Below are 13,543 nucleotides of genomic sequence, written 5' to 3' on the forward strand. Positions count from 1 at the left end.
GCGCATCTATACATTCGGTGTATACGCTCGGTGTATGAGCGGAATGAATAGTTCGAACGCCCTGCTCGGCATCCTGGGGACGGGGCCGGGCTACGGGTACGACCTGAAGCACGACTACGACCGGCTGTTCGGCGCCGAGAAGCCCCTCGCCTTCGGGCAGGTGTACGCGACCCTGGCGCGCCTGCTCAAGCACGGTCTGATCGAACTGCTCGGCGACGAGGCCGGCGGCGGCCCCGACCGCAAGCGCTACGAGATCACCCCCGCCGGCCGGGAGCGCATCGCCGAATGGCTCTTCGCCGTCGAGGTGCCCTCGGCCGCGCTCCAGAGCGACCTCTTCGCGAAGACGGTGATCGCGCTGCTCCTCGACGACGACGCCGAACGACTGCTCGACGCGCAGCGCTCCGGCCACCTGGCGCGCATGCGCGACCTCACCAAGCGCAAGATCGGCTCCGATCTGCCGACCGTGCTGCTGTGCGACCACGCGCTGTTCCACATCGAGGCCGATCTGCGCTGGATCGACCTCACCTCCGCGCGCCTCGGCGCGCTCCGCGAGGAGGTGCGCGCGTGAGCTCGGCACCTCCCATCCTGCGGCTCCGCGGCGTCCGCAAGCGCTTCGGTCTCGACACGGCCCTCGACGGCGTCGATCTCGACGTGCGCGCGGGCGAGGTGCTCGCGATCATGGGCCCCTCGGGATCCGGAAAATCGACGCTGCTGCACGTCCTGGCAGGCGTGTACGCGCCCGACGAGGGATCCGCGCACTACCTCGACACGCTCGTGAGCGAGCTGGGGGAGGCCGATCGGGCCCGGCTCCGGCTCGAGGAGTTCGGCTTCGTGTTCCAGTTCGGACAGCTGCTGCCCGACCTCACCGCGCTCGACAACGTGGCGCTCCCGCTGCTGATCGCCGGTCGACCGCGTCGGCAGGCGGTGCGCCAGGCGAAGTCCTGGTTGACGCAGCTCGGTCTCGCGGACCACGCCGGCAAGCGTCCCGGCGAACTGTCGGGCGGGCAGGCGCAGCGCGTCGCGATCGCGCGTGCGCTCGTGACCGCACCGCGCATCGTCTTCGCCGACGAGCCGACCGGTTCGCTCGATTCGCTCTCCGCCGAGCAGGTCATGGCGACCCTGCTCGAGCTCGCGAAGGGCACCGGCGCCACCGTGGTCATCGTCACCCACGATCCCCGCGTCGCCGCCTATGCGGACCGCGAGGTCGTGGTGCGCGACGGACGCATCTCGGGCGTCGGGATCCTCGCGTGAACGCGCTCCGTCTCGGCTGGCTGTTCGCTCGCACCGAGCGGTCGGGGCGCGGCCGGCTCGCCGGCGTCGCCGTGGGGGTCGCCGTCGGCGTCGCGCTCATGCTCCTCGTAGTGGCGGCCTACAACGGGCTCAACAGCCGCAACGAGCGCTCGACCTGGACCTACCTGTCGGGCGAGCACGCGAACGCGGAGCGGACGGAACCGCTGGGACCGGACGAGGCCATCGCGGTCACGAGCGGCCGGGTGGGAGCGGCGCCCGAGCCGTTCCGGGGCGCCGGGATCGCCCGCCTCGATGTCGCGACGGCGCCCGATACCGCGCTGCGGATCCCGGGCGTCGATCGGATCCCGCGACCGGGGGAGTACCTGGCATCGCCGGCGCTCGAACGGTTGATCGCCGCGAATCCAGCCGACCAGCTGGGGGACCGGTACGGGAAGCCCATCGGCACCATCGACGACTCGGGGCTCGCGAGCCCCGACGCGCTCGTCGCGGTGGTCGGCGCCGATGTCGATCAGGTGAAGAACCGGCTCGGAGCGACGCTCGTGCACGGCTTCGGCACCTTCGCCTTCCCGAGCCAGGGCTACGAACTGGTCACCCTCGCGGGCGGATTCGCCGTGATCTTCCCGGTCGGTGTGCTCATCGTGATCCTCACCAGACTCGGGCAGGCCGCGCGCTCCGAGCGGATCTCGACGATCCGCCTCATCGGGGCGCGTCCGAGCCAGGTCGCAGGCGCGACGGCGGTCGAGACGGGGCTGCCGAGCCTCGTCGGAGCGCTCCTCGGGGTCGGCCTGTTCTGGGCGCTGCGCCCGGTCGCCGCGATGGTGCCCGTCGAGGGGATGCGCTTCTACCCCGACGACCTCGCGGTGTCCGGCGGCGTTCAAGCGGGCGTCGCGCTCGGCGTGGCCGCCATCACCTGCGTGATCGCCTACGTGACCGCGCTGCGGACCGGATTCGGTCCGCTCGGCGCCAGTCGCGAGCGGCAGGAGCGTCGCCCGCGGATCCTCTCGCTGCTGCCGCTGGTGCTCGGCGGCGCGGTGATCGCTGGAACGACCGTGCTGACCATCTCCGGGGTGCCGATCCCGTTCACCGGCGAGCTGCTCATCGCGGGATTCGTGCTGATGACCACGGGGCTGCTGTTCGCCGGGCCGTACCTGACCGGGCTCGTGAGCCGCGCGGGTGCGCGCGGCAGCGGGCGGCCATCGGTCCTGCTCGCGATGAACCGGATCACCCGGCACCCCCGCGCGACCTTCCGCGCAGTCGGCGGCATGGCGCTCGCGCTCTTCGTCGTGACCACCTTCGTCGTCGGGGCGACGACGGAGCGCGAGGCGGAGTTCGCGATCGCCCCGCCCGCGGAGCTCCTGAGCCCGAACGTGCTCGTCGCCTCCGTCGCGCCGGGCGAGCCGGACACCGACGCGCGGCTCGAACGCGGTCTCGCGCAGATCGCGCGGACGCCGGGCGTGAACGCCGCGTTCGTCGGGCGCTCCTTCGAGGGCGTCACCGGCGAGGGGACCGAGCAGATCTCGGGCCTCGTGATCCCTGCCGAAGGTGCCCGCGCGATCGGGCTCGACCCCGCCCCCGACGCCGAGTTCGTCGCGATCGAGGACCCGGGCGGGTACTTCGGCAACTTCGAGGTGACCGGTGAACCCGCGCGCATCGGGGCGGTGTCGGCGGCGGACGCGATGGCGATGAATCCCATGCAGGTGCTCATCGGCACCGACGGCTCCGCGGCCGCGCTCGATCGGGCCCGCACCGCAGTGGTCCAATCCGACCTCCCGCTGCAGGCGGGGCCGACGACGCGCGCCGAGGACGCCGGCATCGGCATCGGAGCGGCGAGCTGGGCCGCGAGGTACTCGATCCTCGCGGGGATCGGCGTGCTCATCGCCGCCGCCATCTCGGCGATCTCGCTCGCGATCTCGACGGCCGCCGGGATCATCGATCGGCGGCGCGTGCTCGGCCTGCTCCGGCTGAGCGGTGCGCCCGCCCGACTCGTCAGGCGCATGATCGTGATCGAGACGGCCGTGCCGCTGCTCGCGGTGATCGTGCCGAGCATCGGGCTCGGATGGTTGTCGGCGTGGGGGCTCGTGACCGGGCTGTCGGAGGGGCGGCGCACGGTCTCCGTTCCGGATCCCGAGGCGTTCGGCGTGCTCGGCGTGTGCCTGCTGCTCGTCGGTCTCGCGGTCGCCGTGGCCTTCGCCGCCTCGCGGCCGGGGCGCGGTGCGGCGGCGACCAGATTCGAGTGAGCGGCTCCTAGACTGAGGCCGTGAGCGCGAACGAAGACCCCAGGATCACCGAAGCCCTCGACGCGGCGATGGACGCGGCCGGCGTGCGCGAGCAGCGCGCGCTGGTCCGTCGGATCCTGCGAGCCGGCGTCGGTCTGGGCACGGACGGCACCGAGCGGCTCGATCTCAAGATCACGGCCGCGGCGGTGGAGGAGATGCGGGCGGCGTTCCGTCTCTTCGCGCCGTTCGTCGGAACCCCGAAGGTCACGATCTTCGGGTCGGCGCGCACTCAGGCGCAGGATCCGCTCTGGCTCGGCGCGGAGGCCGTCGCGCACGGGCTCGCCGAGCAGGGGTGGATGGTCGTCACCGGTGCGGGGCCCGGGATCATGGAAGCCGCGGCGACCGGTGCGGGTCCGGAGCACTCCCTCGGCGTCTCGATCCGGCTGCCCTTCGAGGAGCAGCCGAACGACCTGGTCACCCTCGACGGGCACCACGTGTCGATGAAGTACTTCTTCACCCGCAAGCTGATGCTCGTGAAGGAGTCCCTCGGCTTCGTCTGCCTGCCCGGCGGGTTCGGCACGATGGACGAGACCTTCGAACTGCTCACGCTGCAGCAGACGGGCAAGATGGTGCCGGTGCCGATCGTGCTGCTCGACCGGCCAGGCGGCACCTTCTGGCGCGGACTGGAGCGCTTCGTCACCGAGGAGCTCGCGGGCTCCGGCATGATCGCTCCCGGGGATCTCGATCGCGTGCTCATCACCGAGTCCGCGGAGGAGGCGATCGCCGAGATCACCGGTTTCTGGCGCAACTACCACTCGCTCCGCTGGGTCGGTTCGGACCTCGTGCTGCGGCTCCGCGCCGAGCCGAGCGACGCCGAGGTCGCCGAACTGAACGAGCGCTTCGGCACGATGTGCCTGTCGGGCGGTTTCGCCCGGACCGCGCCCCTCGCAGAGGAACGCGACGAACCCGAGACCGCGGCGCTGCCGCGACTCGTGTTCACGCCACAGCGCCGCGCGGTGGGCGAGCTGCACCGCCTGATCCGGGCGCTCAACCGCCTCGCGTCGGCCCCGGACGAGGCAGCGGCACCCGAACCGGTCTGAGTCGGATCTCAGTCTGCGGAAAAGGTCGGAAGTGCGCTGGAAGCCGGTCTTGGCGCGCGCATCGAGGTGTGCGTTCAGACTGAGATTCACGTCCAGACTGATGTTCGGGCGCGAAGTCTCAGTCTGAGCGAGGATCTCAGTCTGTATGAAAGGCCGGGTATGCGCCCGGAACCAGGCGGGGCATATGCCGGGCATGTGCCGAGAACTACGGCTCAGAAGCTCGCAGCCCGGGCCCATCCTCGGCCCCGTGCAGGTCAGGAGGACAGCAGCCGCCCCTCCAGCAGGATCGCGGCCCCGCAGGCCCGTATGTCAGTGAACCTCTCGGTCCGTCGGCCTACGCCGAGACGTACTCGGCCAGGTGCTCGCCCGTCAGCGTGCTGCGCTGCGCGACGAGGTCGGACGGGGTCCCTTCGAAGACGACCGTGCCGCCCTCGTGACCGGCACCCGGACCGATGTCGATGATCCAGTCGGCGTGCGCCATGACCGCCTGGTGGTGCTCGATCACGATCACGCTCTTGCCCGCGTCGACCAGGCGGTCGAGCAGGCCGAGCAGCTGCTCGACGTCGGCGAGGTGCAGGCCGGTGGTCGGCTCGTCGAGCACGTAGGTATCGGCGTCCTCGAGCATGTGGATCGCGAGCTTGAGGCGCTGGCGCTCGCCGCCGGACAGCGTGGACAGCGGCTGCCCGAGCGAGAGGTACCCGAGCCCGACGTCGACGAGGCGCTCGAGGATCTTGACGGCCTTGGGCACCTTCGACTCGGCGCGAGCGAAGAACTCGTGCGCCTCGCTCATACTGAGCGCGAGCACCTCCGCGATGTTCTTGCCGCCCTCGCTCGAGGAACCGCCGAAGGTGTACTCGAGCACCTCGGCGTTGAACCGCTTGCCCTCGCAGACCTCGCAGGGGCTCTCCATCGTCGCCATCATGCCGAGATCGGTGAAGATCACGCCGGCGCCCTTGCACTCGGGGCAGGCGCCCTCGGAGTTGGCGCTGAACAGGGCGGGCTTGACCCCGTTGGCCTTCGCGAAGGCGGTGCGTACCGGGTCGAGGAGACCGGTGTACGTGGCCGGGTTGGAACGGCGGGATCCCTTGATGGCGCCCTGGTCGACCGACACGATCCCGTCGCGGTTCGAGACCGAGCCGTGGATGAGGGAGCTCTTGCCCGAGCCCGCGACGCCCGTGACCACGCAGAGCAACCCGAGCGGGATGTCGACGTCGACGTCCTGCAGGTTGTGGGTCGAAGCCCCGCGCACCTCGATGGCGCCGGTGGCGGTCCGCACCGACTCCTTGATGCGGGCGCGGTCGTCGAGGTGCGCGCCGGTGAGGGTGCCCGAGGCACGCAGCCCGTCGACCGTGCCCTCGAAGCAGACCTCGCCGCCGTTCACCCCGGCGCGCGGGCCGAGGTCGACGACGTGGTCGGCGATCGCGATCATCTCGGGCTTGTGCTCGACCACGAGCACGGTGTTGCCCTTGTCGCGGAGCTTGAGCAGCAGCGTGTTCATGCGCTGGATGTCGTGGGGGTGCAGGCCGATCGACGGCTCGTCGAAGACGTAGGTGGCGTCGGTGAGGCTGGAGCCCAGGTGGCGGATCATCTTGGTGCGCTGGGACTCGCCGCCCGACAGGCTGCCGGTCGCGCGGTCGAGCGACAGGTAGCCGAGCCCGATCTGGACGAACGACTCGAGAGTGTCGACGAGCTTCTCGATGAGCGGGGCCATGCCCGGATCCTGGACGGTGCGCACCCAGTCGAGCAGGTCGCTGATCTGCATGGCGCAGGCATCGGCGATGGACGTTCCGCCGATCTTCGACGAGCGGGCGCTCTCGTTGAGGCGGGTACCGTCGCAGGCGGGGCAGGCGTGGAACACGATCGCGCGGTCGACGAAGGCGCGGATGTGCGGCTGCATGGCCTCGCGGTCCTTCGACAGCATCGACTTCTCGATGCGGGTGATGAGACCCTCGTAGGTGAGATTGACGCCCTCGACCTTGACCTTGGTCGGTTCGGCGCGCAGCAGTCGGTCGAGCTCCTCGTCGCTGTAGTCCTTGATGGGCTTCGACAGGTCGAAGAGGTCGCCGAAGATGCGCCCCCACCAGCCGTCCATGCTGTAGCCCGGGATCTTGAGCGCGCCGTCGGCGAGCGACTTGTCGGCGTCGTACAGCTCGGACAGTTCGTAGTCGGAGACGGTGCCGCGGCCCTCGCAGCGCGGGCACATGCCGCCGAGCACCTGGAACTCGCGGCGCTCCTTCACCTTCTTGCCGTCCTTCTCGAAGGTGACGGCGCCGGCGCCGCTGACCGATGCGACGTTGAAGGAGAAGGCATTGGGGGAGCCGATCTGCGGCTGGCCGAGACGGGAGAAGACGATGCGGAGCATGGCGTTGACGTCGGTCGCCGTGCCGACGGTCGAGCGGGGGTTCGCGCCCATGCGCTCCTGGTCGACGAGGATCGCCGTGGTGAGCCCCTCGAGCACGTCGACATCGGGGCGCGCCTGCGACGACATGAAGCCCTGCACGAACGCGGGGTAGGTCTCGTTGATGAGGCGCTGCGACTCGGCCGCGATGGTGCCGAACACGAGCGAGCTCTTGCCGGAACCGGAGACGCCGGTGAACGCGATCAGCCGGCGCTTGGGCAGCTCGACCGAGACGTTCTTGAGGTTGTTCTCGCGGGCGCCGGAGACCCGGATCACGTCGTGGCCGTCGGCGGGGTGCGGGGGGTGTGCAGCTGCGCTCATGCCGAAAGAGTAGCGCGCGCCTCCGACATCGGGCTTCTCGATTCCTGATCGGGTGCTCGGGTGTCACCCGATCAGCGTCGCGAGCCTCCGGACGGCGAACTCGTAGCCCTGGATCCCGGCGCCCGCGATCACGAACGCCGCGATCGGCGAGACGAAGGAATGGTGTCGGAACTCCTCGCGCGCGTGCACGTTGGAGAGGTGCACCTCGGCGACGGGGAGTGCGACGGCCGAGAGCGCGTCGCGGATCGCGACGGAGGTGTGGGTGTACGCGGCCGGGTTGATGAGGATCGCAGCGCAGTCCTCGCGGGCCGACTGGATCGCGTCGACGAGCTCGCCCTCGTGGTTGCTCTGCACAGCCCGCACTTCGAGGCCGAGCTCCGCACCGACGGACGAGACGAGCGCCTCGATGCCGGCCAGGGTGTCGTGCCCGTAGACCTCGGGCTCGCGGGTGCCGAGCAGATTCAGGTTCGGCCCGTTCACCAGCAGGATCCGCTTCGACATGCTCGCTCCGTCTCGGGAGCCGTTCCGATGCCGCTCGATCGCGGGCCGCGCTCCTGCCCCCATCGTATCGTCGCGGCCGCTCGGCGCCCGCTGCGCTACCGTTGTCGGGTGAGCGAGACCCCGAACGAGACCCCGCAGCAGCCCCTCCCGGCGAAGAGCTTCGACCCCCGGACCTTCCGCGAGAAGCCGGTCTCCTTCGTACGCCGCGGCCGGATGACCCCGTCGCAGGAGCGCGCCTGGGACGAGCTCGGCCCGCGGTTCCTGGTCGAGCTGCCCCGCGATCACGCGGTGACGAGCATCGCGAAGGACGCGAGCCTCGATCCCGCGGCCGTCTACGGGCGCACGGCGCCGCTGACCGTCGAGGTCGGTTCGGGGCAGGGGCACGCGATCGTGCACGCGGCGTCCGAGCACCGGGATCGCGACTACCTCGCGATCGAGGTGTTCCAGGCCGGGCTCGCGCGCACGATGATCCGCGCCGAGTGGGCCGACACGACGAACCTGAAGCTGGTCGAGGCGAACGCCCCCGAGGTCCTCGAGCACGCCCTGCCTGCGGGCTCGGTCGACGAGATCTGGGTGTTCTTCCCGGACCCGTGGCACAAGGCCCGGCACAACAAACGCCGTCTGATCTCCGAGGACTTCATGCGGATCGCCGCGCGGGCGCTGCGCCCCGGCGGCCTGCTGCGCCTCGCCACCGACTGGCAGGACTACGCCGAGCAGATGCGCGAGGTCGGCGACGCAGCCTCCGCCGACTTCGAGCGCGCGTTCGACGGCGACTGGGCGCCCCGCTTCGACGGGCGGGTGCTCACCGCGTTCGAGCAGAAGGGGATCGACAAAGGTCGCGAGATCCGCGACCTCGCCTACCGCCTGCGCTGAGCCCGCGCGGCCGAGGGCGTCAGCGCGCCCTCGTGCTGCAGCAGTCGCCGTTTGAGCTCCACCCCGAACAGGTAGCCGCCGGCGCCGCCGTCCCGGCGGAGGATCCGGTGGCAGGGGACGATGAGCGCGATGAGGTTGGTGGCGCAGGCCGACGCGGCCGCGCGCACGGCGTCCGGCCGCCCGGCTCGTTCGGCGAGGCCGGTGTAGGTGACGTGCTCGCCGGCGGCGACCCCGCGCAGCGCGCGCCGGACGTCGCCGCGGAACTCCGTCTCGGGTTGGGACGCCGGGATCCCGTCGATCGCATCGAGCCGGCCCGCCGCATAGGCGCGCAGGGCCTCGGCGATCGGATGCTCGTCGTCGGGCCGGGGCGCGAGCCCGCGGCTCGCGAGCTCGGGCGAGCCCACGGCGAGCCGATCCCGGAGGAGCCGGTGGCCGGGATCGAACTCGGTGTCGAAACCGCCGGCGCGGACGACGCCGTCCTCGGGCGTCCAGATCGCCCGGAACGGGCTTCCGGCGATCACGACGGTGGTGTGGGAGAGCGGTGCGGGGGTCATGCCGGATCCTTCCGGGTCGGTGTCGCGGTCGATTCGAGGAAGTCGGCCCAGAGCAGTTGCGCCGCGTACCCGCGGAACGGTCGCCAGTCCTCAGCGCGCCGAACCGCCTCGCGCGCCGTCCCCACCCCGAGCGCCCGGTGCAGGATCAGGTCGCCGGCGGGGTAGGCGTCCGGATCCCCGAGCCCCCGCAGCGCGATGAGTTCCGCCGTCCACGGGCCGATGCCGCGGAGCTCGAGCAGACGGGACCGCGCTTCGGCGCGGTCGGCGCCGGGACCCAGGTCGAGGCCGTCCGCGATCGCGGCGGCGAGCGCCCGCAGCGTCTCCGCCCGGCTGCGCATGATCCCGAGCGCGGCGCGCAGCTCCTCGAGCGGAGTATCGGCGATCCGCGCGGGATCCGGTGCGCCGAGGAACCCGTCGGCTCGGGCGAGCGGCCGTTCGTCCGGCCTCGCGAAGGCGGAGGCGAGGCGACCCTGCACCGTCCGCGCCGCGGCGAGCGAGATCTGCTGCCCGAGCACCACTCCGAGCGCGAACTCGGCGGGAGTGCGTGCGCCGGGCGACCGGAGTCCCGGTCGGGCCGCGATCAGGGGCGCGAGCAGCGGGTCCTCGGAGAACGCGCCGCCCAACTGGCCGGGGTCGGCGTCGAGGTCGAGCAGGCGGCGCAGGTTCTCGATCGCCGGGAGCGTGTCGGCGAGGGAGGGCAGTTCGAGCCCGACCGGGATCGCGACGGATCCGTCCCCGGCTGCGGCGATCCGGCCCCAGTCGACGCGGGCGACGGCCGTGCCGCCGGGCGCATCGATCGCGTGGCGCGTCGGTTCCGAAGGATCGGACGGGACCTCGTCGCGACCGGGCACCGCGTGCGCGGTGAGGTACGCGCGCACCGGGGCCGCCGCGAACGGCGCTCGCGTGCGGAGCCTGAGCGCGAGCGCGGGACGCTCGTCGGAGGTCGCCGTGCCGGAACCCCGCGCAGCCCGCGCGCGAGCGGAGTCCCGGACGAGCGACGACGGCGCCACTCCGAACTCCTCGCGCATGGTGTCCCCGAACTGACGGACGCTGCCGAACCCCGCGGCGAACGCGATGTCGGCGAGCGGCAGATCGGTCTGCTCGATGAGCGCCCGCGCCGCGTGCGCCCGGCGGGTGCGGGCGAGCTGCAGCGGGCCCGCGCCGATCTCCTCGACGAGGATCCGGCGGAGGTGCCGCCCGCTCACGGCGAGCTCGGACGCGAGACCGGGCACTCCCGCCTCGTCGACGGCGCCGTCCCGGATCCGGCGGACGGCCCGGGCCGCGAGGTCGCCCCGGGCGTTCCAGTCGGGGGAGCCCGGGATCGTGTCGGGGCGGCACCGCTTGCACGCGCGGAACCCCGCGGCCACGCACGCGGCGGCGCTGGGGAAGAACCGGCAGTTCTCGGGTTTCGGCTTGCGCGCCGGGCACGAGGGGCGGCAGTAGATGCCCGTGCTGGTCACGCCGAGGTAGAGCCTGCCGTCCCAGCGCGCATCGCGGCCGGAGATCGCGCGATAGCTCGCGGCGAAGTCGAGGCCCAGGGCGGGGTGGGTCCGGGCGTCGCTCGTCATTCCTCCATTGTGGCGGCGGCCGGGGTTCCCGACTCGCGGTTTTCGGACATCTCGGTGGAGGACGGACGATCACCGGGTTGCCGCAGCAGTTCGACCACCAGGGCCGTGGCCAGGACGGCGACCAGGGTCCAGACCACGCCCGCGAACGAAGCGGGCCTGCTGAGGAACACGAGGAGCACGCCCAGCGCCGCGACGAGGGACAGGATCGCGGGACGCAGCCGCTCGACCGCCCGGCCGAAGCCGCGGGGATCGAGCCCGGCACGGTCGCGCGCCGCACGCAGCGCGCCGAACCCCGTGGCGCCCGCCGAGCGTGCGGCGACCGCGATGCGGGATCCACCGGAGATCCAGGCGCCCACCGCGATGCAGATCGCGAGCGCCACCAGCGCCAGAAGAGAGGAGCGCATGACGAGGGTGAGCTGCTCGAACAGCGCATCGGCCGTGGCCGCCGGCATGATCGAGGGGCTCACGGAGCCGATGAAGAACTGCCTGCCGATGCCGAGGCCCGACGCGAGCAGCAGCAGCGACGCCGCGAGCGCGGCTCCGGCCCACGCGATGGCGCGCAGGCGGCCCCGGGCCACGAGCACCCCGAGCGCGAGCAGGCCCAGCGAGAGCCAGGGGAGCCAGGTGCCCGCCGCGGTGGCGAGCTGGTAGACGGTGCGCACGAGCGCGAGCGAGTCGGAGGCCGCGAGCGGGATGCTGCGGTGGACCTCGGGAATGGCCGAGGCGAACCCGAATCCCTGCTGCTGGAGGGAGCGCTTGACCTCGGCGACGACGGAGTCGAGCTGCAGCGAGAGCGTACCGTCGTCGCCGAGCCGGACGGCGCTCGACGGATCGTCCTGGATCACCGCGATGGCCCGGCTGTGGGTCTCGCGGAGCGCGGTCGACCACACCCGGGCGAACTCGGGCGAACGCACGACGCGGTCGACCGCCGTGGAGATGAGCGACTCGACCCCCGCGACCGCGGGGGCCTTGAGCAGCGGGAGCGCGGCCTTGGCCTTGGGCGGCAGGTCCAGTTGTTCGACACCGCCGAGCAGATCGCCGACGAGTCCCTCGACATCGACGTGCTGCGCGATCGCCTGCTCGGCCTGCGCCGAGATGTAGTCCTGCACCGCGGGGCGGGTGACGACCGGGGCGAAGGTCTCGACGAAGCGATCCGTGTCGACGAGCTCGGCGCGCGCCCAACTCCCGATGACGGCGACCGGGGCGAGGAGCGCTCCGATGGCGATGAGCGCGATCGCGCCGACCGCGCGCAGCCGACCGCGCTTCGAACCGGCGCGATCGGACCCGCCGCCGTTCCCGGCGGCCTCGAGCTCGCGATTGCGACTCTCGAGCGCGGCGACGCGTTCGCGCAGGGCATCCACTTCGCGGGGTTCGTTCATCGGTGATCCTTCCCTGGGGCGGCGCACACCGCACGGGTCCATACTGGCAGCGCGCAGCGGCCTGCGGGGCGATGCGTCACCCGGAAGCCACCCATGACCGCGCCCGGGGTCCGGGACCGCCCGTCCGACCTCCTAGGCTGGTCGGATGAATACAGCAGCGGAGACGCCCGCACCGGGCCGGTTGGCGGTCGAGATCGTCGCGCAGGACCTCGACGGCGTGCGGATCGCCCTCGCCGAGGGCGCGGACCGCGTGGAGCTCTGCACCGCGCTCGTGACGGGCGGCCTGACGCCGAGCGCCGCGCTGATCGAATCGGCGGCCGGGCTCGCGCGCGACGCCGGACGCGAGGGCTTCGTGCACGTCCTGATCCGCTCCCGTCCGGGCGACTTCGTCTACAGCCCGGAGGAGCTCGAACTCATGCGCCGGGATGCCGCGCACGCGATCCGCCTCGGCGCGTCCGGTGCCGTCGTCGGCGCGCTCGACCGGTCCGGCGCGATCGATCTCCCGGCCGTCGCGGCATTCCGCGATGCGGCCGGTGCGGCCGAGGTCACCTTCCACCGTGCGCTCGACCTGAGCAGCGATCCGGTGGCCGCGCTCGCGGACCTCGCCGAGCTCGGCGTGGCGCGCGTGCTGACCTCGGGCGGAGCGGCGCGGGTCTCGGAGGGCATGCCCGTGCTGCGGGCGCTCGCCGCCGCGGGAACCGGCGTACAGATCATGGCGGGCGGGGGAGCGACTCCGGGCGACGCCGCCGCACTGCGCGCGGTCGGAGCGGACGCGCTGCACCTGTCCGCCCGACGCACCCTGATGGGCGGGCCGACCGGGCCCGGCGGCGGCGACTCGTCCTACGACGCGACCGACGCGGGGATCGTGCGGGCCGCGGTCGCCGCGGCGCGCGCCTGAGTCCGGATCAGATCCCGGCCCGCAGCCGCTCGACGATCGCGAGGATCCGGCGCTCGCGCGTCTCCTCCCGCTTCGCGTCGGCGACGGCGCGGGCGTCCTCCTTGCGCGCGGTGAACGACTGAGCCTCGAACCGGGTCCGGACGAGGGGATCCGCGTCGAGCGCCGCGGCGAGCTCCGCGGGGACCTCGACCTCGCGCGGCGCCTCGTCGAGGTCGATGCGCGCCTCGACCGCGTCGCCGATCTCGACGCCGAGCTCCGCGCGGTTCGCCTTCGAGATGCCGATGAGGTTCTGCCCGCCCATCACGCCGAGGCGGAGGGGGACGGAGGCGGTTCCGATGGTGACGCGCACGGCGGCGCGCTTGCCGCCGCCGAGCTCGGCGACCTGCGCGTCGCTGAGCACGATGGCGGTCGCGGGGCCGTGCGGGGCGAGGACGGTGCGGACGATGAGGGTCATCGCTTCAGTATGCTCCTCGGTCGGGCTCCG

At 72.4% G+C, this 13,543-nt stretch carries 12 protein-coding genes; 6 read left to right on the top strand and 6 right to left on the bottom strand.

Annotated elements, in window-relative coordinates; translation table 11 throughout:
- Positions 1 to 34 precede the first annotated feature (34 nt).
- From ABD169_RS12050 to ABD169_RS12065, 4 genes are all read left to right on the top strand, one after another.
- Complete coding sequence (locus ABD169_RS12050; RefSeq protein ID WP_231580832.1) at positions 35 to 568, top strand: PadR family transcriptional regulator; 534 nt, start codon at positions 35 to 37, stop codon at positions 566 to 568.
- Positions 565 to 1,251, top strand: coding sequence for an ABC transporter ATP-binding protein (locus ABD169_RS12055; protein ID WP_046455106.1), 687 nt, complete (start codon positions 565 to 567; stop codon positions 1,249 to 1,251). Before ABD169_RS12050 ends, ABD169_RS12055 begins: the two co-directional genes overlap by 4 nt.
- Entirely contained in the window at positions 1,248 to 3,488 is a 2,241-nt protein-coding gene (locus ABD169_RS12060; RefSeq protein WP_344032552.1) for an FtsX-like permease family protein, read from the top strand. The genes ABD169_RS12055 and ABD169_RS12060 overlap by 4 nt, the downstream gene beginning before the upstream one ends.
- 68 nt (positions 3,489 to 3,556) lie before the next feature.
- Entirely contained in the window at positions 3,557 to 4,567 is a 1,011-nt protein-coding gene (locus ABD169_RS12065) for an LOG family protein (protein ID WP_344032894.1), read from the top strand.
- A gap of 334 nt (positions 4,568 to 4,901) precedes the next feature.
- On the opposite strand, the gene ABD169_RS12070 is transcribed toward ABD169_RS12065, so the two are convergent.
- Positions 4,902 to 7,286 (bottom strand): ATP-binding cassette domain-containing protein, encoded by a 2,385-nt coding sequence (locus ABD169_RS12070; protein ID WP_344032554.1) that lies wholly within the window; start codon positions 7,284 to 7,286, stop codon positions 4,902 to 4,904.
- Between the two features lie 63 nt (positions 7,287 to 7,349).
- Entirely contained in the window at positions 7,350 to 7,787 is a 438-nt protein-coding gene (gene aroQ, locus ABD169_RS12075) for a type II 3-dehydroquinate dehydratase (RefSeq protein WP_046455111.1), read from the bottom strand.
- 108 nt (positions 7,788 to 7,895) lie between these two features.
- On the opposite strand from aroQ, the gene trmB reads away from it, so the two are divergent.
- Positions 7,896 to 8,660: a tRNA (guanosine(46)-N7)-methyltransferase TrmB gene (gene trmB / locus ABD169_RS12080; RefSeq protein ID WP_425560971.1), complete on the top strand. Its 765-nt coding sequence runs from the start codon at positions 7,896 to 7,898 to the stop codon at positions 8,658 to 8,660.
- Here the strand turns inward: trmB and ABD169_RS12085 are convergent.
- The 3 genes from ABD169_RS12085 to ABD169_RS12095 are packed head-to-tail and all read right to left on the bottom strand — an operon-like array spanning position 8,645 to position 12,161.
- Positions 8,645 to 9,214 carry a methylated-DNA--[protein]-cysteine S-methyltransferase gene (locus ABD169_RS12085; protein ID WP_344032556.1) on the bottom strand — a complete coding sequence of 190 codons (570 nt, stop codon included), beginning with the start codon at positions 9,212 to 9,214 and terminating at the stop codon, positions 8,645 to 8,647. The two genes, trmB and ABD169_RS12085, sit on opposite strands and share 16 nt — an antisense overlap.
- The gene (locus ABD169_RS12090; protein ID WP_344032558.1) at positions 9,211 to 10,782 is read right to left on the bottom strand and encodes a DNA-3-methyladenine glycosylase 2 family protein; all 1,572 of its coding nucleotides are present in this window, start codon (positions 10,780 to 10,782) and stop codon (positions 9,211 to 9,213) included. The genes ABD169_RS12085 and ABD169_RS12090 overlap by 4 nt, the downstream gene beginning before the upstream one ends.
- Positions 10,779 to 12,161 (bottom strand): hypothetical protein, encoded by a 1,383-nt coding sequence (locus ABD169_RS12095; RefSeq protein ID WP_344032560.1) that lies wholly within the window; start codon positions 12,159 to 12,161, stop codon positions 10,779 to 10,781. Before ABD169_RS12095 ends, ABD169_RS12090 begins: the two co-directional genes overlap by 4 nt.
- Positions 12,162 to 12,306: 145 nt before the next feature.
- On the opposite strand from ABD169_RS12095, the gene ABD169_RS12100 reads away from it, so the two are divergent.
- Positions 12,307 to 13,059, top strand: a complete 753-nt coding sequence (locus tag ABD169_RS12100) for a copper homeostasis protein CutC (RefSeq protein ID WP_344032561.1) — start codon at positions 12,307 to 12,309, stop codon at positions 13,057 to 13,059.
- A 7-nt stretch (positions 13,060 to 13,066) separates the two neighbouring features.
- Here the strand turns inward: ABD169_RS12100 and ABD169_RS12105 are convergent, their stop codons facing one another.
- Positions 13,067 to 13,513 carry a YdeI/OmpD-associated family protein gene (locus tag ABD169_RS12105; RefSeq protein ID WP_344032563.1) on the bottom strand — a complete coding sequence of 149 codons (447 nt, stop codon included), beginning with the start codon at positions 13,511 to 13,513 and terminating at the stop codon, positions 13,067 to 13,069.
- Between the last annotated feature and the right edge of the window lie 30 nt (positions 13,514 to 13,543).

It is taken from the genome of Leucobacter iarius (genome assembly GCF_039530105.1).
Classification (GTDB): Bacteria; Actinomycetota; Actinomycetes; order Actinomycetales; family Microbacteriaceae; genus Leucobacter; species Leucobacter iarius.

Excerpts from the sequence above, each read along its gene's own strand:
- ABD169_RS12050 (WP_231580832.1), top strand. The coding sequence starts at position 35 with ATGAGCGGAATGAATAGTTCGAACGCCCTGCTCGGCATCCTGGGGACG.
- ABD169_RS12065 (WP_344032894.1), top strand. The coding sequence starts at position 3,557 with ATGGACGCGGCCGGCGTGCGCGAGCAGCGCGCGCTGGTCCGTCGGATC.
- ABD169_RS12070 (WP_344032554.1), bottom strand. The coding sequence starts at position 7,286 with ATGAGCGCAGCTGCACACCCCCCGCACCCCGCCGACGGCCACGACGTG.
- aroQ (WP_046455111.1), bottom strand. The coding sequence starts at position 7,787 with ATGTCGAAGCGGATCCTGCTGGTGAACGGGCCGAACCTGAATCTGCTC.
- ABD169_RS12085 (WP_344032556.1), bottom strand. The coding sequence starts at position 9,214 with ATGACCCCCGCACCGCTCTCCCACACCACCGTCGTGATCGCCGGAAGC.
- ABD169_RS12090 (WP_344032558.1), bottom strand. The coding sequence starts at position 10,782 with ATGACGAGCGACGCCCGGACCCACCCCGCCCTGGGCCTCGACTTCGCC.
- ABD169_RS12095 (WP_344032560.1), bottom strand. The coding sequence starts at position 12,161 with ATGAACGAACCCCGCGAAGTGGATGCCCTGCGCGAACGCGTCGCCGCG.
- ABD169_RS12100 (WP_344032561.1), top strand. The coding sequence starts at position 12,307 with ATGAATACAGCAGCGGAGACGCCCGCACCGGGCCGGTTGGCGGTCGAG.
- ABD169_RS12105 (WP_344032563.1), bottom strand. The coding sequence starts at position 13,513 with ATGACCCTCATCGTCCGCACCGTCCTCGCCCCGCACGGCCCCGCGACC.